Annotated in this window: 17 protein-coding genes; 11 read left to right on the forward strand and 6 right to left on the reverse strand. The window is 71.9% G+C overall.

The genetic code is table 11. The annotated features are described in order from the left end of the window. The 5 genes from V7004_RS06750 to V7004_RS06770 form a co-directional block, all read right to left on the reverse strand. A partial coding sequence (locus V7004_RS06750; protein ID WP_334142928.1) for a TIGR03986 family type III CRISPR-associated RAMP protein occupies positions 1 to 1,827 on the reverse strand: 1,827 nt, incomplete at its 3' end. Position 1,828: 1 nt separating this feature from the next. Then, positions 1,829 to 2,395 (reverse strand): type III-D CRISPR-associated protein Csx19, encoded by a 567-nt coding sequence (csx19, locus tag V7004_RS06755; RefSeq protein WP_334142929.1) that lies wholly within the window; start codon positions 2,393 to 2,395, stop codon positions 1,829 to 1,831. Further along, complete coding sequence (locus V7004_RS06760; RefSeq protein WP_334142930.1) at positions 2,388 to 4,076, reverse strand: RAMP superfamily CRISPR-associated protein; 1,689 nt, start codon at positions 4,074 to 4,076, stop codon at positions 2,388 to 2,390. Before V7004_RS06760 ends, csx19 begins: the two co-directional genes overlap by 8 nt. Beyond that, positions 4,073 to 6,562, reverse strand: a complete 2,490-nt coding sequence (locus tag V7004_RS06765) for an RAMP superfamily CRISPR-associated protein (protein ID WP_334142932.1) — start codon at positions 6,560 to 6,562, stop codon at positions 4,073 to 4,075. Before V7004_RS06765 ends, V7004_RS06760 begins: the two co-directional genes overlap by 4 nt. Next, on the reverse strand, positions 6,501 to 8,324 hold the full coding sequence (locus V7004_RS06770) for a Cas10/Cmr2 second palm domain-containing protein (RefSeq protein ID WP_334142934.1): 1,824 nt from the start codon (positions 8,322 to 8,324) through the stop codon (positions 6,501 to 6,503). The genes V7004_RS06765 and V7004_RS06770 overlap by 62 nt, the downstream gene beginning before the upstream one ends. A gap of 583 nt (positions 8,325 to 8,907) precedes the next feature. Between V7004_RS06770 and V7004_RS06775 the strand changes: the two genes are divergently transcribed. From V7004_RS06775 to V7004_RS06800, 6 genes are all read left to right on the forward strand, one after another. After that, positions 8,908 to 10,473, forward strand: coding sequence for a hypothetical protein (locus tag V7004_RS06775; RefSeq protein ID WP_334142935.1), 1,566 nt, complete (start codon positions 8,908 to 8,910; stop codon positions 10,471 to 10,473). Between the two features lie 160 nt (positions 10,474 to 10,633). Continuing rightward, on the forward strand, positions 10,634 to 11,626 hold the full coding sequence (locus tag V7004_RS06780) for a hypothetical protein (protein WP_334142936.1): 993 nt from the start codon (positions 10,634 to 10,636) through the stop codon (positions 11,624 to 11,626). Next, positions 11,623 to 12,579: a hypothetical protein gene (locus tag V7004_RS06785; protein WP_334142937.1), complete on the forward strand. Its 957-nt coding sequence runs from the start codon at positions 11,623 to 11,625 to the stop codon at positions 12,577 to 12,579. The genes V7004_RS06780 and V7004_RS06785 overlap by 4 nt, the downstream gene beginning before the upstream one ends. A gap of 105 nt (positions 12,580 to 12,684) precedes the next feature. Then, positions 12,685 to 13,359 carry a 3'-5' exonuclease gene (locus V7004_RS06790; protein ID WP_334142939.1) on the forward strand — a complete coding sequence of 225 codons (675 nt, stop codon included), beginning with the start codon at positions 12,685 to 12,687 and terminating at the stop codon, positions 13,357 to 13,359. Between the two features lie 5 nt (positions 13,360 to 13,364). After that, complete coding sequence (locus V7004_RS06795) at positions 13,365 to 14,840, forward strand: DNA-methyltransferase (RefSeq protein WP_334142941.1); 1,476 nt, start codon at positions 13,365 to 13,367, stop codon at positions 14,838 to 14,840. Between the two features lie 6 nt (positions 14,841 to 14,846). Then, positions 14,847 to 15,881 (forward strand): hypothetical protein, encoded by a 1,035-nt coding sequence (locus tag V7004_RS06800; RefSeq protein ID WP_334142943.1) that lies wholly within the window; start codon positions 14,847 to 14,849, stop codon positions 15,879 to 15,881. A 39-nt stretch (positions 15,882 to 15,920) separates the two neighbouring features. On the opposite strand, the gene V7004_RS06805 is transcribed toward V7004_RS06800, so the two are convergent. Further along, positions 15,921 to 17,168 (reverse strand): phytanoyl-CoA dioxygenase family protein, encoded by a 1,248-nt coding sequence (locus tag V7004_RS06805; RefSeq protein ID WP_334142945.1) that lies wholly within the window; start codon positions 17,166 to 17,168, stop codon positions 15,921 to 15,923. A gap of 116 nt (positions 17,169 to 17,284) precedes the next feature. Here V7004_RS06805 and V7004_RS06810 point away from each other — a divergent pair, with 116 nt between their 5' ends. The 5 genes from V7004_RS06810 to V7004_RS06830 all read left to right on the forward strand — a co-directional run bounded on the left by V7004_RS06810 (position 17,285) and on the right by V7004_RS06830 (position 22,937). Beyond that, positions 17,285 to 18,925 carry an ABC transporter substrate-binding protein gene (locus tag V7004_RS06810; protein ID WP_334142946.1) on the forward strand — a complete coding sequence of 547 codons (1,641 nt, stop codon included), beginning with the start codon at positions 17,285 to 17,287 and terminating at the stop codon, positions 18,923 to 18,925. 159 nt (positions 18,926 to 19,084) lie between these two features. Beyond that, positions 19,085 to 20,059 carry a hypothetical protein gene (locus V7004_RS06815; RefSeq protein WP_334142947.1) on the forward strand — a complete coding sequence of 325 codons (975 nt, stop codon included), beginning with the start codon at positions 19,085 to 19,087 and terminating at the stop codon, positions 20,057 to 20,059. A gap of 7 nt (positions 20,060 to 20,066) precedes the next feature. Beyond that, positions 20,067 to 21,179: an ABC transporter ATP-binding protein gene (locus tag V7004_RS06820; RefSeq protein WP_334142948.1), complete on the forward strand. Its 1,113-nt coding sequence runs from the start codon at positions 20,067 to 20,069 to the stop codon at positions 21,177 to 21,179. Further along, positions 21,176 to 22,111 carry a carbohydrate ABC transporter permease gene (locus tag V7004_RS06825; RefSeq protein ID WP_334142949.1) on the forward strand — a complete coding sequence of 312 codons (936 nt, stop codon included), beginning with the start codon at positions 21,176 to 21,178 and terminating at the stop codon, positions 22,109 to 22,111. The genes V7004_RS06820 and V7004_RS06825 overlap by 4 nt, the downstream gene beginning before the upstream one ends. After that, a complete protein-coding gene (locus V7004_RS06830; RefSeq protein WP_334142950.1) occupies positions 22,101 to 22,937 on the forward strand; it encodes a carbohydrate ABC transporter permease in 837 nt (278 codons plus the stop codon). Before V7004_RS06825 ends, V7004_RS06830 begins: the two co-directional genes overlap by 11 nt. Positions 22,938 to 22,956 lie beyond the last annotated feature (19 nt).

A 22,956-nucleotide genomic window follows, 5' to 3' on the forward strand; every position in this document is an offset into this window, starting at 1 on the left:
CCTGCGGCCTCCACCGCCACGGCCGTGGCCTCCACCCGGTCCACCTCCACCGCCACTCGTCGGGTCCAGCGGCAGGTCCCCACCGGGCAGCGGCAGCGGCCAGCGCCCGCCGATGCGCCGCTGCTCGTTGGCGTTGAACCACTCGTAGTTCCTGCCCTCGGGATCCGGCTCCCGACTCAAGCGGGGGTAGTGAACTGGCACGCGGGCGTCGACCGGGCCGCGGGCGGCCTGCAGGAACGCCTCGAGGATCCCGATTGGGATACTCTTGGACGGGTACATCTTGCGGACCTCCTCCTCGAACGCGGCGGCCAGCCCGGACCAGTCGTCATCTGCGGGCTCGTCGAGTTGGCGCCAGGCGTCGGCGACGGTCGAGCCCTTCGCCAACGACGTGGCCTCCTGGTCGATCTCGATCCGTACCGAACCGAACCCGAGCGGCTTGCCGCCGCCCAGGCGGTGATGGCAGTCCTCGGGCAGGTTCAGCAGCCACAGCAGTGCCCCGAGCTCGACGTCGGAGAGGTTCTCCACCGACAGCGTGGTCTCGAACACCGCTCCCGGCCGGACCCAGGCGGTGATCGAGCGGTTCTGGTTGTCCCGCTGGGGGCTGCCGTTCTCGTCCGGTCGTCGGTACTCCTGGGCGCCGGGTCCCTGTTGGGTGCGGTCCTGGGTCGGGTTCTCCCAGCAGCCGGGCCCGAGCCCGGCGTGGTGCACGTACACCTTCCGGCCCCGCAGCCCCGAACCCTTGACGTACAGCTCGCTCTTGTCCGCTCCCTGGGGCACCGGGGTGCCGTGCTGGTCGGCGGCCGCGTAGAAGCGAGCCTGCTCCGGCTTCGGGGTGCTGAGGATGGCGAGGGGCACGCCCTCGTCATCGAACCGCTCCACCGGCTTGGCGCTGGTGCAGGTCACCGGCCCGACCCGCAGCTGGCCCCGGTAGGCGCCGTGGCCCGTCTGGTTCACCCAGCCGAACACCCGGTCCGCAGGGCTGAGCTCCTTAAGGGTCGTCGCCGGGCGTAGCGACGGGTCGAGCAGCTCGCCGGGCGCGACCTCGAACTTTTTGCGCTTACGACCTTTTCGATCGCTGAGGCGGTGGTCCTGGTCCTCGTCGTCCTTCAAGATCCTGTTCCCGTGCACACCCGGTCCGTCCTCCGAACTGAGGCGGTGGTCCTGGTCCTCGTCGTCCTTGGAGATCCCGAACCGGGAGTCGAAGATCCCGAACCGGGAGTTCGTCACCGCTTCGTAGGCGGCGCGCAGCATGCCCTTCACCGATGTGGGCGGGAGGTAGGGACGGCCGGCGGGGTCGAGACGCAGCGGCAGCACCTGGTGGTCTTCGTTGTCCTTAAGGTTAAGGACGCGCTTGGCCGAGGCGTCGGGGATGAGCAGAGGCGTCGTGGTGGTGATCCGCACCCGGATGCGCCCGGACCACCCGTCGGGGTGGCGGCGGTGGTGGCCCCAGGGCACCCGGTCGCCGAGCTCGGTCCGCTCGGCGGCACCCTTACGCGGTGGGGCGGGCACGAAGGTGTACGGGTTGACGAACCTGTCGCCGGCCTCGGGCGCCGGCTGGCCGCGTTCCGGGCGTGGTGCACCGGTAGGGCGCACGTGCTTGGCCTTGCCGCCCTTCGGTCGGCCGTTCTCCTTCGCCGCCATCTCGAACGTCACCTCCTGGCCTTCGAGGGAGCTCCGATCCTCTTGCCACCTCCTCTGCAGCCCCTCGTCGAGCGTGGCGGGGTCGACGGTGAAGGCGCGTGATTCTCCCGGGACGCGGACCCGGAGCACGGGCTCACCCGTCTCGCCGTGGCGGGCGACGGTGAGGGTGCCGTCGAAGTCGGGCATGTCAGAGCACCTCCCAGCCGCAGAGCAGCTCGTCGATCACCATCGCGTTGCCGTGCTCGTCCGCACCGACGACCTCGGTGGTGGTGAGCCGCACGGACTTCCCCGGATCGGCTTCGACGGGGACGTCGATCGTGCCGACCTGCCCGCTGTGGAGCCGGGACCACCCGGCGCTGCTCGCCTCCACGGTGCCCCACAGCAGGTACCCACCACCTTCGACCGTGGCCCGCACCGGGATGGATGCCTGCTCAGGGTCCTCAGGGCCGAGGCTCACGAGCACGGCGTCGCCGCCCGTGGGGGTGGCCCGCCAGCGAAGCTCGGCGGACGCATTGAACGCGCGGACCTCGTAGGCACCGCGAAGATCCACGGTGCCATCCGAGCCGGCGGCGCGTCCCTCCCCGTCGACGGTGAGCACCAGGTAAGCACGCGGGGTGGACACGAGGGCGGCGCCCTCTCCGGCTACCGACGTGAACCACCGCAGCGCCTCGTCGAGATCGGCCCCCCGGCGGTGGTAGCGCAGGACCGGCCCGCCGGGTTTCACCTCCTGCAGGTCGAGTACCGCGTCAGTCATGGTCGGCGACCTCCGTCATCGGGCCCGACGCGGCGACCGCGGCCTGCCACGCGGGGAGCAGGGATGCCCGGGCGGCGGCCAGGGCGTCGTCGAGGGTGCCGCCGGGGAAGGCGTCGAACCCGTCGGGCACCTCGATCGTGACCCGCCCGACCCGCACCGCCCCCATGCCGCGGTTGACCCCGTAGCCGAGCGGGAGGTCACCGGTGGCGAGGTCCCGCAGCACCACGAGCAACAGACACAGCGCCGGACCCCGGACCCGCTCGGGCAGGCGGGCCAGGTCGACCCGCAGACGCAGCGGCTCCCACTGCAGAGCGTGCGGTTCGAGGGCACTGAACAGCAGGTGTTCGGCCGCGCCTCCCGTCCAGCGGTCGACAGCCACGTGGAACGCCGGCTGGAAGTGGGCCAGTCCAGCGTCTGTCAGCGCGGCGCGCAGAGCGGCGATGTCGTCGGGGTCGCTTTCCCGTTTGGCGGCGCGGATCACCGCGTCCCAGGCGTCGGCGGGGAAAGCATCGACCGAGAAGCAGTCGTCCACCGCCAGCGCGCCCCGGCCCGGCACAGGTTCGACGTCCACCGGCGACCCTTTCGGTTCGTCACGGCTCTCCTCGCCGGCATCGGATTGACTGCCATCCCCAGCTCGGCCGTTCGACGGCCGGTCCCTTCGTGCCCGGGCGGCGGCGCCGAAGAGCCAGTGCACGAGCTCGAGCGCCGGGTCGGCGAGCTGGTCGAGGAACCGTGCTGTGGAGGGCGTGCTCCCGACGCCGGGCGGTGCGAGCTCGCTTTCCCGCAGTGTCCGCACGACCAGCTCCGCCCGCTGACGCAGCGCCCCCTTGATCGAGGAGCCGGGGAGCACCAGTGCGACGCGGGTGGTGCCAGTAGCCGCGTCGCGGTCGAACGCCCCGGTGAGCGGCAGGGTGTCGACCGCCCGGCCTTCGAGCGCCGCCTTGACCATCAGCGGGCCGTCCGGCGCCCACTCGACGGTGATGGCGAGCTCGCCGGGGTCGGCGCAGGCGGCCCGCTCGAGCAGCTCGGTGGTGACGTCGGCACCACCGCGGAGGGCCTCGAGGGTGGCCTGCCGGTCGCGGAACGACAAGCGATGGGCGGTGAAAGACTCGGGCACCGCCCGGACCCGCCCCAGACCCCTGGTGCCGCTGGCCCCGACCGTGAGCCCCCGTGCCCCACTGAGCAGACCGGCGAGCTCGTCGGTCACGCGATCCACCCCGGCGGTCGCCCCGCCGACCGCGGGCACGTCCACCGTGACCACCACGTCGAAGGTGGTCCCCCTGGGGATGACCTCGCGCACGTACTTGATGTGCTCAGCGGTGGTGCCGGTGTAGCGGTCGATGCCGATGCCGTCGCGCCACTCGAGCGGGCCGGAGAGCCGGAGCACCGCGTCGTCGACGGTGACGAGCCCAGCGGCGGTGTCCTCGGAGCGGTCCTCGGGCCGGCCACCCCACACCGCCTCCACGGCCCGGCGAGCCTCGGGGTCGGCGCCGGCGGCGCGCTCGCAGGCGGCCCGCAGCACCCCTGCGAGGCTCGTGCCGGGCACGACCGGCCGGAACCGGCCGTCGAGCGCCACGGTGAGGTCGACCTCCGGGTCACCTGCGACCCCGCCGACGTGGAGGGGGGTCAGCGCCTCGAAGGTGGCCGACAGGCGGAGCCGTTCGTGCAGCAGGCGGGTCACCCTCTCTCCTCCTCTTCCTCTGCGGCGCGGTCGTCGTCCCCCGAGCCCAGGCGCAGCTGCGCTCGCACCGCCGAGCCGACCAGGGCACGCACGGCGAAGCGCCACAGCTCGGCCCGCTGGTGGGCGGCCCCGTTGGGGGTGGCGACGAGCTCGGTCTCCGGCAGATCCAGGGCCAACCACACCGCGTCGGGGTCCGAGAGCAGCCGGTCCAGGGCGTCGAGGGCCCGGCCCGGCCACTTGTCGCGCCGGTTCGCGACCGAGCGGAGCTGCGTGAGCCAGTCACGGGCCCGCTCGGGGCCTGAGGAGGTCTCCAAGCCGGCGAGCACTTGGCGCAGTGCGCCGAGCTGGCTCGGCGGTGAGGCCTGGCCGGTCGGGTACCAACCGAGCGCGCCCTGGCAGCGAGCCTGGTCGGCGACCAGCGCGGTCGAGGCCCGCATGATGGCGGCGCGCCAGGCGGCGCGCTCGACGGTGCGGGCCAGCTCCAGGTCGTCGCGGTCTGCGTCATCGCCGAGCAGCGGCGGATGAGCCCCTTCGACACCACCGCCTCCGGTGCCGATGGACCCGGCAGCGGACCCTGCGGGCGTGTCCGATGGGACGGACTCGACGAGCGCCGGGTCGTTGATCCGCACCTGCCCGAACCCTTCGGCGGTGCGCAGGCCGATCCCGGCGTGCTCGAGCTCGGCGACCTTCGCCCCGTCGACGGGATCGCACAGCTCGAACACCACGACGGAGCCGCCTTTGAGCCCGACCAAGGCACCGCGAGGCAGGCCCCAGGTGGCGTGCCAGGACTCGCGCCGCACCGGTTCGACGGCGGCGGTGATCAACCCGCCGGGGGGCTCGGGGTGCTCGAGCCGGCAACCGAGCGCAGCCTCGAGGGTGGCCTGTAGTCCGGCGACCGACGGCGTCGGGCGGTGCCGCCCGTCGACGAGCAGCGCGTCCGACCACAGCCACACCACCAGCTGGTCACCGGACTCGTAGCGCTCGGGGTGTCGGGCGGTGGTGGGTGTCACGGCGGGCCCGATGGTCACTTCGGCCAGCCCGTAGTCGTCCTTCTTCGAGCGCCCGAGCTCCACCCGCTCGGGCAACGGCGGCTCGTCGCCCGCAGCGAGCTGTTCGGCGAGCGTGCCACGGACCCGCAGCTCACCGGTGAGCAGGGTGCCCTCCGGGAGCGCCTCATAGGTGAACACGCCGCCCACTTCGGAGGTGGGGCGCTGGCGGTCGTCGTCGATGGTGGCGTGGGTCACCGCCATGCGCGCAGGGACCGTGGGTTGATGGGGCGCGTCGTCGGTGACGACGCCGCGCCGCACCGGCTTGATCTGCACACTCTCCGACGGGGCCTCGGTGAGGCGGTTGTAGATCGTGGCGTCGTCGCCGCCCTTGGGTCGGGCGAGCGTGAGGGGAGCGGGGTGCGCGGGCGAGCCGTCCGGGCTGGGCACGAGGTCGGTGACGATCAGCTCCCCGGCGCGCAGGTGCTCGGCGAGGTCGATGCCCCGGGCGGCGAGCGCCCGACCGAGTGCGCCGAGCAGCAGCGTGCCCGGCACCACGTCGAGTGACAGGCCGACGTTGCCCCGGACCCGGTCGGGGGCGAGGATGGGCGTGAGCGCCCGCACCGTCACCGGGTAGACCAACCACGACCCGCCCCGAACCGGCTCGCCGGGAACCGTGTCACCCCGTCCGGTGGCTCGAGCCGCGCCGCCGGCAGGGGCCTGCGTGACCCCGGTGCCGCCGTGGTTTCCCGGCACCGGCGGGGGATCGGACTCGGCGAGCCAGTCGAGCCACGGGCCGGGATCCTCGGCGCCGGCGAGCTCGAACGTGCAGCGTCCCGAGCCGCGACGCCGGTTGCCGCCGAGCCGCTCCACGAACCGTGCGCCGGCCACGAGCAACGCCTCGGCCGCGGTCGCCGTCGGGTCGTCGAGCGGCCGGTCGGGTGCTCCCAGGCGGACCTGGGCCTCGAGCACCGATCCGCAACGGGCCTGTTCCTCGAAGCGCAGGTGCCGGTCGAGTGCCCGGCCGCTCGCCGGGTCGATCCGTACCCCTGGCTTGACGAAGGTCACCGCTTCCAGCAGCCGAGGGCGCCCGGACAGCGCCGCCCGGAGCGCCGGACGCAACCTCGCCGGGCGCACCGACAGCGCCGCGCGCCCCGGTGCACGCCCCCCCCGGGAGGGCTCCGCGCCGAACAGGTGGGTGACGAGCGACTGCCAGCCGGTCCCGCCGTCGCCGTCGAGTCCCGCCGCCACCTGCTCGCAGGCGTCGCGCCAGATCCCGGTAGGGTCTTGGCCGGCACGTAGGGCAGCCCGTCGCTGTCGCGCCGGACCAGCCGGTCCACCTCGCGGGGCCGTCCGGTGCCGGTCCCGACGTGCCAGTCGCTGTGGAACCGGACCCGCAGGCACAGCTCGGGCCCGAGCCGGGGTGGGGTCGAGGCCATCAGGCAGGCACCTCCTCGATCCGGTCCTCCTCGGATGGGGCGTCGTTTCCGGATGGGTCATCACCGGATGGACCGTTTCCGGTTGAACCGCCGCAGAGGAGAAACTCGGCGGCTTCCATCGCGTCGAGGAACGACGTGCGCACCACCCCCGCCTCGGACGGCGCGTCGTCGGTGAACAGCGAGCACTCGGGACCGTCGGCGAGGTCGGCGGCGTCGGGGTAGCGGTCCCGCAGGAGCCGGAAGCGGAACTCGGCCTCGTCACGGCCGAGGAACAGCCCGGCCCGCAGGTCGTGGGTCTGGCTGCTCGGCAGGCGGCGTCGCCCGTCGTCGTCACGGGCCTGCAGAGTGTTCACCCGGGTTTCGAGGTGCTCCCAGCCTCGGCCCTCGAACCAGGAGGTCTCAGGTTGGCCCTCGGCGGGGGTGGTCTCGGGTCGGTCCTCGGCCGGGGTGATCACGTAGGGGCGGGTGTAGAGCCGGGTCTTCCCGTCGTCAGCGGTCATGAGCGAGCGCAGCCGGTGCAGGTCGGTGGCACCTGCGTCGAACAGGATGTGGAAGTCGATCGCCGAGCAGGGCACCGGCCCGCTCCGGCCGTCGAGCACCGGGGCGTGGCGCTTGACCTGCTTGGCCGAGGCCGTGAGCTCTTCGGCGAGGTCGTAGGCCGCCGAGAAGGGGTAGTGCGGCTTGACGATCGCGACCCCGGCGCAGGCGCCGAGGCGTGGGGCGCCCGACGCCGCCTCGGCGATGTCGGCCAGGATGCCGTTGCGTGTGCTCCGGTCGGCGCTGCGGCATTCGAAGGCCCGCAGGTAGGCGACGGCCAGGTCCAGCGCGAGGCGTCCGTCGCAGAGCAGGGTGACGTCGTCGCCGCCGAGCACGATCGGCACGACGAGCCGGTCACGGCGGGCGTCCATCTTTGCCAGGGCGGCGCCCATCTCGGCGAGTGCGTCGCGCAGCGCCCCGACGCCGGTCTCATCGAGCGCCAGGGAGAAGCGCCGCAGGGCGTCGACGTAGCAGCGGTTCCGCTTCGCGAGGTCGGACTCCTGCAGGAGACCCGCCTTCTCGAGCACGGCATAGAAGTCGACGAAGATGGCCCCGACCCCATTGCCGTCGGCGTGCACGACCCCCAGCCAGTCGAGACGCTCGAAGGCGGTCTCGAGGTCGTCGATCGTGCGAGCCACGTCTGCATCGAGCAGATTCCCCATGCGTTGACGGCCGGCCTCGGCAGCGGCCCGGGCGGCCATGATCGACACCGAGCGAGGCATGGGCACCCCTTCAGGAGCACGGCGGTCGAGCACCCCGGCGGGCAGGCCACTGGTGGCACAGCGCGCCCCGATCGGGATCCCCGGGAAGCGTTCGACCGGACCGGCCCGACCCGCCCGGATCCCCCCGAAGGCTCGATACAGTGAGAGGGACACCTCATGGATGCTGTCGTTCGACCAGTCGAACCGGTCCGACACCGCGCCGCACAGGTCGAGGCCAGGGGCTTCAGCCAGGGCACGGGAGGTCACTTGCCACACCAGACGCTCGGCGTCCTCGCGCTCGCGAACGAGCACGAGCGCCTTGCCCGAGGCGGCGATGATCACCTCGGCGCGCGAGTCGTCCTCGATCCGGGGGTTCTTCTCAGGAGACTCGAGGTGCTCTGCGATGCCGTTCGGTGCGGGAGCCGGCTTGCCAGTGAGCTCGCCGACGGCCTCGAGCACCCAGGTGGTGCCCGCCCGGGCGGTCAACTCGGAGGCGCCGAGGTTCTCGACCAGCTTGTTCGTGTCGAAGATGTAGCGCTGGTTGCCCGATGTCTCGAACAGCACCAAGTGCATCTCCAACTGCATCTCACCAACCTCCCGCTCATGCACCCCGGAACCGCCGCCGGTACATAGCACATCGTGCTCGCTCGTGGGGGCTCCGGATTTGACGAGACATCGGGGTGGACCCGCAGAGCGGCCGCCGACGGCCGCTCGCGCTCACGGGCCCCGGCGAGATCGTGGATCCAGTGGTGGGCGTAGCGTGTGCGCATTCGGAGTCCTTCTGCAGCGTGCGGTCGGCTGCCGGTTCCGCTTTCCTTCGGCCGTCCGCCGTGCGCGGATGACGGAAACTCGGCTGCACGCCCCCGCGCCTGCGGTGCGCCTTCCGTCACCAGCGGGTGGCAGAACCCCACGACGAACCCCACGACCGAGGAGGGACGAACATGCGGGTACCGGAGGAGTGTCAGGCCGAGCTGGGCAGCGACGAGTGGTGGGATCACTTCGACGCCCTGACCCGGGCGGCCGCCGAGATCGACCGGGAGCTGGCCTGGGTGACCGTGCTCATGCACTCGCTGGTGGCCGAGCCCGCACTCGACATCGAGCACCTGCTCGACTCGGTTGACGACCTTCACGACCCGGCACCGTCGGCCGCGGAGCTGAGAGGAGGCCCATGCTGCTCGCGATCGCCACCGTGGGAACCCAGGACCTGCAACATGATCTGTTCAAAGCGTTCGGCGAGGAAAAGGGGCTGGGACCGAGCCCGTGGGTGGACGCCCGCCTGCTCGCTCAGACCCTGACCGAGGAGTTCGACAACGCCGGGGACCAACGGCAGCAGAGGATCCGCGAGTTCTTCGCCGACGACGTGGTGCGCAACGGGCCGTGCTACCGGGCCCTCGACGAGCAGGCACCGGATGGCTGGGCGCTTGCGCTGATCGCCTCCGAGCAGCCGGAGACCGTCGACGACCGCTTCCGCAGGGGGGACACGATCGGCACGGCCCGGCTGCTCAAGGAGGCCTTCGCCGTGCTGCGCCCGCAGGTCACGGTACTCGACCCCTACCCGCTGACCGTCAACCCCGCGGAGCTGAGCGACGAGCTTGACGCGCAGGTGCGCCGGGCTCTCGAGGACGCGCTGGCCGAGCTGCGGTCCGCCCGTCGAAAGGTCGACGGGCTCGTGGCGCTCACGGTGGGCGGCACCCCGGCGATGCGCCTGCTGACCGAGCGGGCGGTGGCGCTCAGCCCGCTCCCGTCGAGGGTCCTGCTCCCCGACCCCCACACCGGCGAGGCGAACGAGCGGTCGCTGACCCGGCTGCTGGTGGCCGACACGGTGCAGGCCCGCATCGACGCCGGGGTGGTGGCCGCAGCGCGCGGCGCCCGGTTCCGTCAGGCGCTCCACACCCTCGACACGCACGGCGCGCTGCTCGGCGACGGCTCCGACCTGGAGGCGGCCCGGCAGGCCTGCCGAATCGGCCTGCGGGTGGTCGATGGGGACACTCCGTGGGTCTCCAACGACGACCGCAGAGGCGGGGTGCCGGAGTCCCTCTGGGCGATCGAGGAGCGCCGCCGAGCCGACCCGGTCGGTACCCAGCTCGCGGCCCGCATCGAAGAGGTCGCCATCGCCAGTCGGGAGCACCGGCTCCGGGACGCCGTGGTGGGGTGGGTGAGCGTCGCCGAGGTGCTCCCGCTGCTGTGGGTGACCCGCCGGCTGGGGGGAGACGATGGGCCCACCACGGTGTCGCAGGTCGAATCCCACCTCAAGGGCCTCAAGGGGGCGTCCTGCAACCGGCAGAAGGAACGTGCGGTCCACAACCCCGAAAAGGACAGGGGGGACGCGACCAGCCTCGCTCGGGCGGCCGCCGATTGCGCGACCGCGCCCTGCGGGGTCTGCCCCCTGCGCGACGACCTGCGCCTCACCGGCGACCCCGACGGCGCCCGCCTGTCAGGTTGGCTGCGCGACATGGGGCACAGCGGGCAGCTGATCCGTCTCCGGAACCGGTGGGTCCATGGTCTCCATGCCGACGGGGCCGACCTGGCCGAGGCCACCAAGGAGGGGCTCGCCGGGGCGTACCGGGACCTGCCGGGCTACACGGGCGGCAGCGGCGCCGCCGAGGGCCTGCGCTACGTGTACGAACAGTTGTGCGGCGAACCGCCTCCGCCGGTGCTCGCCACCATCGCCGACGCGGTCGCCGGTGCGCTCGATGCCGTCTCCGCTGAACGGCGCCCGCGGGGACGGGATTGATCGGCGAGCGGGCGGCATCCTCGGTCCGGTGGACCACACCGCGCCACCGGTGGGCAGGGAGGGATCGGCCGGCGAGCTGTGCCGTGCCCACCGCAGCCCGTCAAGGCACTCCCGCCGGTGGCCGGGACTCCCCACCCCCCGAGCGGGTACGGTCGATGTCGTGGGAAACGGCGGTTCCAACCTGGCGGCGTTCCGGCGGGTGCTGCGCAGCGCCGATGATGTCGAGCTGTGCCGCCGACTCGCCGAGGAGGCCGATCCGGAGCGGCGCCTTGCCATCCGGGCGGTGCTCGGCGAGCGGTGGCGCCCGCTGCTCACCCGCCGGGCTCGGGAGCTGTGCTGCCAGTCGAGCCGCCTCGAATCGTGCCGCTACCCGGCGTGTGACCATGGGTGGTGCGACGAGTTCGTCGAGCTGACCCTCACCCGGCTGCTCGGGCGCGACGGCGGGCGATCCGGCACCGCCGTCGAGGCGGCCTGCAACCCGGCCACCACTCAGGACGACCTGCGCGCCCTGGTGGGCAGGCAGAGCTCGGATTTCAAGTGGGAGGATGTGCAGCGCGCCCGGCAACGCACGATGGGCCTGCCCCAGCGGGTCGACGTCTTCCTGCGCCAGTGCCCCCACCGAGAGTGCTTCCAGCGCCAGCTCGACGCGGTGCTCGCCGGCCACGGCCACCCATGCTGCGCCGGCGCGCCGACCGAGCTGCTCTCGTGGGCGAAGGCCCTGTTCTTCGACGCCTGCCAGCCCGCGGCCGAGCGCATCGACCACGAGCGTGTGGCCCGCTACCTGGCCCGCGACGGCGCCGAGCTCAAGGAGACGCTCAACCGCTCTGCCGACCTGCCGGCTCCGCTGCGGGACCTGATCGACGCGGTCGACGAGGGCATGCGCACGATGAACGAGCACCGCTGCCTCGTGTGCCTGCCCGGTGACGAGCGCCTCACGGCCGCCCGCGAGCTGATCGGGCGGGCCCGGCCCGGCGCCGATCCGGCGCAGGTGACCGAGGCCAACGCCGTCGCCGTCGCCGCGGCCGCCTGGCGGGTCCTCGGACTCGAGCCGATGTGGCACGACCGCTACATCGAGGCCACCCGCCAGGCCAACCACTCCCCGACCGCTGGGCGGGATGGGCCAGTGGGCGACACTGGGAGGAAACAGCGGTGACCGGCTTCGGGTTCGAGCCGCCGAGCGTCGAGTTCCCACCCGGACTCGTCGATCGCCGCGGATTCCGGCTACGACCGGGATCGGCGGTGGCCGTGCGCACGGGTGCGCACGTCGGGCTGTCGGGCGAGGTGGTGGCGTGGGCCGGCGAGCGCGGCGTCGAGGTGCTCGCCGGCGAGCGGCTCGTCTCCGTCGATCCGTCCGACCTCGAGCGCACCGATGCCCGCCTCGACGCGCCGGTCACGGTCGGGCTCACGGTCCTCGAGCCGGACCCGGTGCCGACGCTGCTCGTGGTGACGGTCGGCAACCGGGACCTGGTCCCTCGAGCCACCGAGGACTCGCCGTTCCCTCGGCCCGGGGACTTCCCGGTCGAGCACACCCCCGGCGGTCCCCCGTCGGCGAGCGCCCGGCGCGTGTCGGCGCGAGCGTGGGGGGCCGCTTGCCTGGAAGTGCTGGAGCGCCACCCGGAGCATGATCGGGCAGTGCTCGTGGCCGAGCATCTCGACGCCCCGATCGTCGGGCGGGTGCTCCGGGAGGCGGCCCTGCCGGCGGTGCTCGACCGGCTGGTGTTCGTGGTGACCGACCAGGACCCGGCCCACCCCGACGACACCGTGGCGTTCGGGGAGCTACTGCGTTGGTGGGTGGCGGGCAGCGCCTTCGATCGGGATCGGCCGATCCGCTCCGTCGAGCTGCCGATCGTGTTGCACCACGCCCCACATGTGCTGCAGACCGTGGTGCACGTCGTGTCCGAGGCGCTCGCACCCCTCGTCGGAGGTGTGCAGCGGGTGGCTGTGGCCCGCAGCGGTGGCACCCCGGCGATGGGGTTCGGGACGCTCCTCGCGGCGCTTGCGGTTGCCGGCCCTGAGCAGGTGGTGCGCGACATCGACGTGCCGCTCGACCAGCCGATCATCGAGATGGACGTGGGTCCCGGCCATCCGCTGCACGCGCTCAGGTAGACCGGCGAGGCCGACTTCGACCGCCGGCCGGCTCCTGACCCACGAGCACACACCCGGATCCCCCCACCGAACTTGGGTGTCACACCTCCTCCGTACGATCGCTCCATGCCAGGTGATCCCATCGTCTACGGGCTCGACATCGAGACCGACACGGCGACCGACGGGCTCGACCCTCGGGTGGGGCGGGTGCTCGCCGCTGCGGTAGCCGGTCCCGGCGGGGAGGTGGTCCTCGCCCACCACGACGAAGCCGCCCTGCTGCGGGAGCTCGACCGGTGGCTCGCCGAGCTCACGCCGGGCGTGCTGGTCACCTGGAACGGGGCGGCGTTCGATCTGCCCTACCTCGCTACCCGGGCCGAGATCAACCAGGTGCAGCTCGGCCTGCAGCTGGTGCCCGACCCGTCACTGCGCCTGCGGGGCCGCCCGCTGCCCGGCCACCAGGGCGCCTACCGGGCTCGCTGGCACGGTCACCGCCACCTCGACGCGTTCCGGGTGTTCCGGGCCGACGTGGGCCGCACGTTCGGGCTGCCGTGCGGGCTCAAACCACTGGCCAGCCTGGCCGGGTTGGCCCCGGTCGACGCCGACGCGTCCCGGGTGCACGAGCTCGACCCGGCGGTGATGCACGCCTACGTCGCCAGCGACGCCCGCTGCGCCCGCGCGCTGGCCCTCGGGCGCTGGCCCACCGCCGCGGCCAGCATCGATCGACTCGGCACGCACGCGGCCGGCCAGCCGGCGCCGGCCATCGACGCTCACTCGGCGCTCGCCGGGAGCCTCCTACGATGAGCGCCGTGCCAGCGCGACGGAAGCGGGCGACGTCCACCTCCAACTTCGGGGTGGGCAAGCGGGAGAGTCACGACTCCTCCGAGTTCTACGCCCGCTTCGCCGCCCCGACGATCTCCAACGACGCCACCGTCAACCGCCAGCCCATCGTCGACTGGATCCAGTGCCTCGACGCCCGAGACATGGCGCGGGGTACCCCACGGTTGGAGCCGAATTCGGTCGCGCTGGTGGTGACCTCACCTCCCTACTTCGCCGGCAAGGCCTACGAGGAGGCGCTCGGCGAGGGCCACATCCCGGCCTCCTACGTCGAGTACCTCGAGATGCTCACCGACGTCTTCGCGGCCTGCGTCGAGGTGCTCGAGCCGGGCGGGCGGCTGGCGGTCAACGTCGCCAACCTCGGCCGCAAGCCGTTCCGGTCGCTCGCTGCGGACGTGGTCGGCATCCTCCAGGACCGGCTCAAGCTCCTGCTCCGGGGCGAGATCATCTGGCGCAAGGCGGAGGGGGCCTCGGGCAACTGCGCCTGGGGGTCGTTCCAGAGCGCCTCCAACCCGGTGCTGCGCGATCTCACCGAGCGGGTGATCGTCGCCTCCAAGGGCCGCTTCGACCGGGCGATCCCGAAACCCGACCGGGCCGAGCGGGGCCTGCCCCACGAAGACACCATCGCCAAAGAAGACTTCATGACCTGGACCACCGACGTGTGGGACATCCCCACTGAGAGCGCCACCCGCCTCGGCCACCCCGCCCCGTTCCCGGTGGAGCTGCCGCAGCGGCTCATCGAGCTCTACACCTACCGGGGCGACGTGGTGCTCGACCCGTTCATGGGGTCGGGCAGCACCGCGGTGGCGGCCATCAACACCCACCGGCACTTCGTCGGCTACGACACCGATCCCTCCTACGTCGCCGCGGCCGTCGAGCGGGCGCAGCGCGCCCTGGAGGCCCGCGAGGAGCGGGAGCGCTCCCGGGCCGATCATCGCTGGTGGTACGTCCCACCCCCATCTACCGGTGACGACCACCCCGATGACTTCCAGAGCCGAGCGGTGCGCGAAGGGCGGATGGCGAAAGAGCTCGCCCGGGAGATCCTCGAGCAGGCGGGGTTCACCGACATCACCGTGGACCGCAAGGTCGCCGCGGGGGTGGAGGTCAACTTCGTCTGCAAGGACGCGCTTGGCAACAACTGGTATGTCGACGTGTCCGGGGCGTTCAGCCGGGGGAACAGCCGCGCCGGGCTCCGCCGCACCGACACCCTCTGGAAGGCGCTCGGCAAGGCCGCGGTCATCCGGGCCTCCGGCCACGAGGCCTACCGGCTGGTGCTGCTCACCACCAACCTCCCACCCCGCCACAGCGCCGGCGGCAAGGCGCTGCAGGCCGCGCTCGGTCCCGACAACCTCGTCTTCGACGCCATCGAGATGCTCTCGGTCGAAGGCCAGCGGCGCCTCGCCGCCTACGCACAGCAAGGCCCGGAACCGGTCCCCGCGGGCGGCTGAGCATCGGTGGCCAGCAGCAAGACCCACCTCACCGAGCTGGGCACGGCCCTCGGGCTGGTGCACGACCCCACCGAACGCTGGCCCGCTGATCTCGAAGCCGTCGAGCTGCCCGGCATCGACCGGTCGGTGTGGCAGCCGGTCATCCTGCCCGAGGCCCGCCAGGGTGGCCCCAACCGGGGCCTGCTCCTGCGAGCGGTCGCCAACGGCCAGGCGTTCCGCCACCACGTGCTGCGAGGCCGCCGCCCCGAGCTCATCGAATGGTCGGGCGGCGCGCGATCGGTGTGGACCTCCGACGTACCCCGTGACCTCACCGTCGAGGGGGTCTGGTTCATCCAAGCCAAGTACGACTCGCGCTGTGTGCTCAACACCTCGCCGGGCTCGCTGGTGGACGAGTTGCTCGCCGACCACACGATCGAGTCGAGGGTGTCGTGGTTCGAGGAGGTGGCCCTCGACGAACTGCAAGCCTTCTACGAGCAGGCCCGCGCCCAGCTCCCGCTCAGCTCGCTCCCCGACGACGTGCGCGACCTCGACACCCAGGCCAGGGCCCAGTTGAAGGCCTCGATGCGCGCTCGGGCACCCTCCCCGGGCGAGGAGGCCGCCTACGCCGAGCTCTGCCGAGCCGTGTCGGTCGAGACCACCCTGCGCTGGCGGCGCCGCATCGAGGGCGCCACCCTCCCCCAGCGCACCCAGATGCTGTTCCGCATGCTGCGCATCGCCGGCGGCCCCTACTGGTTGCTCGGCACGAAAGGGCGGTCCCCCGTGCGACTCCGGGTCTGCGACACCCGCAGCTGGCGCGACCGCTACGAGCTGCGACGCTTCGCGGTGCTCGACGCCCACGCCGGCCAGCCACAGGTCGACTGGCGAGCCCAGATCACCGACAAGGCCACCAAGGCCACCACCATCGTGGAGGGCTACTGCGAGATCCGCTGGTCGCACGGCAAGCTGCAGGGCAACCCCGAGTGCAAGGTGCAGGTCACCACCCCGCTCGAACGGATCCCCGGCTACGAGCCGATGGAGCCCACCGCCTACCGCCACCGCTGAGCAGCGGCGGTGTAAGGGCGGCGGCGCCGGCGGCGGTGATCACCCGCCGAGGTGCCCCGGCTCCTGCGAGACCGATACCGGCGCGGCCTCGCGCACCGCTCGCAGGCGTCCCCGCTCCGCGGCGGCCGCGGCCCTGGCACCCTCGGGCACCGGCAACGAGAACCCGGTGTAGAGCACCCGGCGCTCCCGCTCCACCGGGGGCTGGGCCATGTGCAGCGTGCACGACAGGTGGACGGTGACGTCGCCGGTGGCGGTCGGCAGGTCGACCTCGGGCAGGTCGTTGCCTTCGCGCACGAACGCCGGCCACACCAGCGCCCGGTGCGAGCCCGCCAGCACCCGCAGCTGCCCCGACCGGGCGTCGGCCCCGGTGACCGAGATGCCCACGGTCAAGCTGCAGCACTCGTAGCTGTGACGGCCGAGGCTGCAGTCCTTGTGCCAGGGCACGTCCGAGATGCCCTCGACCACCCCGATCGGTTTGAACAACGCTTCGACGCGGTTGTTCGCCCGCCGTTGACCGAACACGTGGCCGTCCCCGGGCAGCTCACCGAGGGCGAGGAAACGACGATCCTCGAGCAACTCGGCGGTGGCGGGCGAAAGGGCGTCGAAGCCCTGCATGCGTACCACCCGTCGATCGCCGGACGCGGTGGTGGCCCACCACGACCGGCCGTCACCAGGGTGGAACGACGGCGCGGCGCGGTCCATGTCGGCGGACACCGCGGCCATCTCCGCCTCGGTGAACACCCCGCGCAGGTGCAGGAAGCCGGCCTGCTCCAGGAACCAGCGCATCTCATCGGGGTCATCGGTCAGGCTGAACGAACGGTGCAGGTCGAGGGGGTGGCCATCTCGGTCCTCGAAGCGCACCGCGCCCGGGGTGTGGATCGGTGTGCCGTCGAGCGCGGCCCGTAACACCAGCCACCAGTCGAGCAGGTCACCCAGCTTGCCTTCTGGTTGGTCGAGGCGCCCGGACGAGAACAGACCCATGAACGAGACCTGGTCGCGCACCAGGTCCGCGACCTGCTCGTGAGTGAGACGCACCCGCGCCCGGCGGCCTCCGCCACCCGCGATCGCCTCGCCCGCTCGCACCTGCACCCGCCCCGCCGACGCCTGCAGCGACCAGGTCGCGCCGGGCAGCTCGATCACCAGCGGGCGTGGGTCCAGCAGGGCCAGACCCGGTCCGATCCCCTCGCGGTGCCGGTCGAGCCCCTCGGGCAGCTGCAGCTCGAAGAAGGCCTGGGTATCGAAGGGGGTCGGTGGCCCATCGATCCGGGTCCGCAGATCGACCGACATCGCGCCTCCTCGGGTGCAGGCTCCGGATCGCCGGTCCGACCGACGCTCCGACCGGGGTGGCCCTAAGGTTACGCCGGCTCGCGCCGCGGGGGCCCGGGGCGAGCGAGGGGGTCAGTGTGAAGGGGACACACCACTGCCCCGGCACCGGGGCGGTGCGGGGATCGTGGATCACGGCGCTGATCGCTGTGGCGTTCACGATGGTGATCGGCGCCTGCACGGGAGCTGGCAGCACCGACGACCGGTCGGCAGCGGATGACACCGCCGTGGAACCGGTGCACGGCGGCGCACTGGTGGTGGGTACCAGCAGCGAGGTCGACGGCTTCAACCCGCTCGCCAGCCAGTGGTCCGCACCCGGTTTCGAGATCGCCCGCGCCGTGCTCGACCCGCTGGTCGTCATGGACCGCGACGGCAACTGGCAGCCCTACCTGGCGAAGGCGTTCGTTCCCAACGAGGACTTCACCACCTGGACCATCGAGCTGCGACCCGAGGTCAGGTTCCACAACGGCGAGCCGCTCGACGCGGACGCGCTGATCGTCTACCTCGACGGGGTGGTGGCCAGCCCGCTGGCGTCGGTGTCGCTGCCGGAGCGGCCCACCATCACCAAGCTCGACGACCTCACCGTGCAGGTGGGCTTCACCCGACCCTGGTCGTCGATGCCGCTCACCTTCGCCGACCAACCCGGCTACGTGATCGCTCCGGAGCAGGTGCGCTCGGGCGACACCAGGCACCCCATCGGCACCGGGCCGTTCGTCTTCGAGGAATGGGTGCCCGACCGGTCATTCAAGGCGGTGCGCAACCCGGACTACTGGCGGGAGGGGCTTCCCTACGTCGACCGCATCGAGTTCCGCCCCATGCCCGACCCGACCACCCGCTTCAACGCCCTGCGCACCGGTGAGATCCAGGTGGCCGAGGCCAACGGGACGGGCGCCCGCGACCTCGCCTCGCTGGCGGCTGATGGTCTGCGGGTGGTCGACGACGTGGACATGACCGGCATCCACGTCCTGCTGATGAACCTCGACGCGCCGCCCACCGACGACCTGCGGGTGCGCCAGGCGATCGTGGAGGGCATCGACCGGGAAGCGTTCCGGGCGGTGCTGTTCGACGAGTCGTTCCCGATCGTGTCCGAGCCCTACCCGGAGGGCAATCGCTGGTACGCGGACAACGGCTACCCCGCCTTCGACCCGGTTCACGCCCGTGAGCTGGTCGCCTCCTACGAGGCCGAGTACGGCCCGCTGCGGCTGCAGATCCTGGCCATCGCCGCAGGCAATGCGCTACGGCCCGTGGAGTACTTGAAAGAGGTGCTGGCCGGCGTGGGCATCGAGGTGGAGATCGTGGGGCTGGAAACGGTCAGCTTCGTGCAACGCTTCGTCGGCGGTGACTACCAGGCGGTCTACCTCGGTGGGTTCTTCGGGTACGCCGATCCCGATGGGATGCACCACTTCGTGGTGTCCTCCAACGCCGATCCGGACAAGCCGATCAAGCTCAACTTCGCCCGGCACCGCAGCGAGGTGGTCGACCAGGCGCTGGCGGCCCAGCGACGTACCGCTGACCCCACGATCCGGGCGCAGGAGTGGGCCAAGGTCTGGCGGGCGTTCGCCACGGACCTGCCGTACGTGTTCCTGATCCAGGACCGATCCGCCTACGTCACCGCGGCGAACGTCCACGGCTTCACCGGCTTCACCGCCCCCGATGGTGCACCGCTGCCAGCCATCAATCGCTGGACCCCGTTCTTCACCTCGGCGTTCATCGCCCGCTGACCAGTTCCTGTCACACCTCCCGCTCATACTGCCGATGGGCTCGCGATCCCCCGCCGGTGCCGCTTCGAGCTGCACCACGGGTCGCCGGATACCACGTCGCCGCACGACGCACACGGTCGAAGGATCGACCAGGCGGCTCGTCACCGAAGGGATCGCACCATGGCCACCTCACTCACCGACACCCGCCTCCGCCACCTGGCGGGCAGTCTCCTCGCCACCGCTGAACCTGGCGATCCGCCGATCGCCTTCGGGGTCTCATGGGCCTCGGGCGAGGTCGAGCTCCACTTCCGCGACCTCGTGGCTGGCGATCCTGCTGCCGAGCTACGGGGCTTCCGAGCGCCGGAGTCGTGGTGGGCGTTCGGCGTCGTCGCACACGTGCGGACCCGCTGCCTCGACACCGGCGCGGTCCTCGCCGAGCACCAGCCCTTCGTGCACCTGGTCGCCCGCTCCGGGGAGCAGGTCACCGTGCTCGACAGCGGAGGGGTCGATCCGCTGCCCGTGTGCAGCGCCGGCGGCCCGCACGGCCGTCTGTCCGACGCCTGCGCCCGGGTGCTGGCCCTGCCGACCCCGCCACCGCCGGCCGACTCCGGCCTGCTGCTCGCGACCCTCTGGCTCGACGCGGTCGCCCGGCGCGCTCAGGCCGAGCCGGGTAGCCCGCCCTTCTGGCCCGACGTCGTCGCCCTGCTCCCACTCAGCACCTCCGTTGCGCACGGTGACCCGGCCGAGTCCGGAGACGTCGTCAGCGCGCTCGGCCCCGTGTTCGCCCACACCTGGCCGTGGGGCCGGCTGCGCTCGTCGTGTGCCGCGGGTATGGGCCCGCTCGGCGCGATCGACGCCACCATCGCGGCGTGGGCGGACGAAGGCACCTTCGCCCGGCTCGCCCTGGAACCGTTCCCCGACCTGCCCGACCTGGTCGCCCTGCTCGACGCGCTGCTGGCGCCACCAGTCGCTCGGCGCATCCACGAGACGCTCACCGCCTGGGGGCTGTCCCGGTGGCCGGATCCGGATGGCCTCGGCGGCGGCGCCGGCCACGGTACGGTGGTCAGGCCACACCACTCCGCTGTCGGCGACACGATGGGGCCACATCTCGGGACGTTCGCCCCTGGAGCCGACCGCAACCGGCTCGGAGGATGAGCCCACCATGAGCGAGGTCGTCTTCGAGGGGATCACCAAGCGGTTCGGCGAGGTCACCGCCGTCGACCGCCTCACCCTCGAGGTACGCAACGAGGAGTTCATGGTGCTGCTCGGCCCGTCGGGCTGCGGCAAGACCACCGCCCTGCGCATGGTGGCCGGCCTCGAGACCATCACCGAGGGCACCCTGCGCATCGGCGACCGGGTGGTCAACGACATCGAGGCGAAAGACCGCAACGTCTCGATGGTGTTCCAGAGCTACGCGCTCTACCCGCACATGACGGTGGCGAAGAACATCGAATCCCCGCTGGTGGCCCGCAAGTTCGCGGTCAACGGCGGCCCACCCCGCAAGCTGAACAAGTCCGAACGCCAGGCGCGCATCGACGAGGCAGCCCGCACGCTCGGGCTCACCGAGCTGCTGGGCCGCAAGCCGGCCGCGCTGTCGGGGGGTCAGCGCCAGCGGGTGGCGCTGGCTCGAGCGATCGTGAGCCGGCCGGCCGCGTTCCTGATGGACGAACCGCTGTCGAACCTCGACGCGAAGCTGCGCGCCCAGACCCGCCTCGAGCTGGTCTCGCTCCACGAGCGTCTCGCAACGACCTTCCTCTACGTCACCCACGACCAGGTCGAGGCCATGACCATGGCCTCCCGCATCGCCATCCTCAACGACGGACGCCTCCAGCAGGTCGGCCCTCCGCAAGCGGTCTACGAGCGTCCGCACAACCTCTTCGTGGCCCGCTTCATCGGCAGTCCTCCTATGAACACGATCGAGGGCAGGTTCGTGGTGGACGCGGGTGAGGCGTTCGTGGACCTCGGCGCCGGGCGGTTCCGTGTCGCCGATGTGGGAGGCGAGCCGGTGGCTCACGACACCCGGGTGGTCGTCGGCGTGCGGCCCGAACACCTGGTGATCGGCGGCGGTGCCGGCGCGGTCGAGGCCACCGTGGTGGCGGTGGAATGGCTGGGGCACGAGCGCCACGTGGTCTGCGAGCTGGCTGGCTCCCAGGTCACCATCCGCGAGCCCTCGGAGGGCGCGGGCCCCAAGGCCGGTGAAAAGGTACGACTCGGCGTCGAAGGTGCGAACGCGGTGCACCTCTTCGACCCCTCCACGACGGAGCGCCTCAATTGACCATCGAGGCCGAGCCGGTCGCGCGACCCGCCCGGGGCAGCGTCGAGGCGGCACCGCCGCACGAGGTCCGCCACCTGTCCCGCAAGGTGAAGGACAACCTCCTGGCCGTGGCGTTTCTGGCGCCCTCGGCCGCCATCTTCGGTTGGTTCTTCTTCTATCCCCTCTACCGCCTCTTCTACCTGGGGCTGCACCAGCAGAACCGCTTCGGCACCGCCGAGCGGTACGTGGGCTGGCCCCAGTTCGCCGACGTGCTCGGCGGCGACAACTTCCGCTCCGGGCTCGAGATCAGCGGCCGGTACGTGCTCTACACCGTGCCCCTGGGCCTGGTGCTCGGGGTCCTGCTCGCGGTGGCGGCCAACCGGCACCTGCGGGGCATCAAGGTCTTCCAGACGATCTTCGCCTCGACCGTGGCCAGCTCCGTGGCCGTGGCCTCCGTCGTTTTCTTCGTGCTGATCAACCCGCAAGCGGGGTACTTCCGCGACGTCGGCTTCCTCAGCCTGTCCAACCCCGACACCGCGCTGCGAGGGGTCGCGCTGTCCTCGGTGTGGCAGAACCTCGGGTTGACGTTCATCATCGTGCTGGCCGGGCTGCAGGCCGTGCCCGACGAGATCTATGAAGCCGCCACGCTCGACGGCTACGGGCCGGTGCGCCGCTTCTTCCGGGTGACCCTGCCGCTCATTTCGCCCACGCTGATGTTCCTGGTGGTCGTGTTGGTGATATTCGCGCTCCAAGCCTTCGCCCAGATCGACATCCTCACCGCCGGCGGTCCAGCCGGCTCGACGGAAACGCTGGTGTTCAAGATCTTCAACAGCCAGCAGCCGCTCAGCCAGGGTGAGGGTGCGGTGATGGCGATCGGGCTGTTCGCGGTCACCCTGGTCGTGTCCCTGGCCCAGTTCCTCATCCTCGAGAAGCGGGTGCACTATGGGAGTTGACGCCACCCAGGCCACCTGGAAAAAGGTGCTGTGGTACGTCGTACTCACGGCCCTGTCGCTCGTGGTGCTCTTCCCGGTGTGGATGACGCTGGTGCGCGCCCTGTCCACGCCGGCGGTGTACGTGCGAGAAGGTCAACCGCTCTACCCGGTGGCCATCCAATGGGACGTGTTCTCCCGGGCCTGGAGCCTCGGTGACCTCGGCGCCAAGATGCGCATCAGCGTGGTGGTGACCGCGATCATCGTCCTCGCGCAACTCGCCACGTCGGTCCTGGCCGCCTACGCGTTCTCGTTCCTCCGGTTCCCACTGCGGCGGGTGCTGTTCCTCGTGTTCATGGCCACCCTGATGTTGCCGATCGAGGTCACCCTGATCCCGAACGTGCAGACCATCCGCGGGCTCGGTTGGCTCAACTCCTACCCGGGCCTGGTGGCCCCGTTCCTCGCCACAGCCTTCGGCACCTTCCTCATCCGGCAAGGTTTCCTGGGCATCCCGCGTGACCTGCGCGACGCGGCCCAGCTCGACGGCTACGGGCACCTGGCCTTCCTGTGGCGAGTGGCCATACCGGTCACCCGACCGGTGATCGCGTCGTTCGCGGTGATCTCGTTCCTCGCCGCGTGGAACCAGTACACCTGGCCCCGGGCGGTGGTCACCGAGGGACGCTGGGAGACGATCCAGATCGGCTTGAAGTCCCTGTCGGCCAGCACCGTCGAGCAGGGGAACGTGGGGCTCGCGGCCGCCCTGCTCGCCGCGCTACCGGTGCTGGCGCTGCTCATCTTCCTGCAACGTCAACTCATCCGTGGCCTGACCGCCGGCGCGGTGAAGGGCTGATGAGATCAGGACAAGGAGG

The sequence above is a fragment of the Rhabdothermincola sp. genome (assembly GCF_036846205.1).
Taxonomy (GTDB): domain Bacteria; phylum Actinomycetota; class Acidimicrobiia; order Acidimicrobiales; family Acidimicrobilacustridaceae; genus Rhabdothermincola.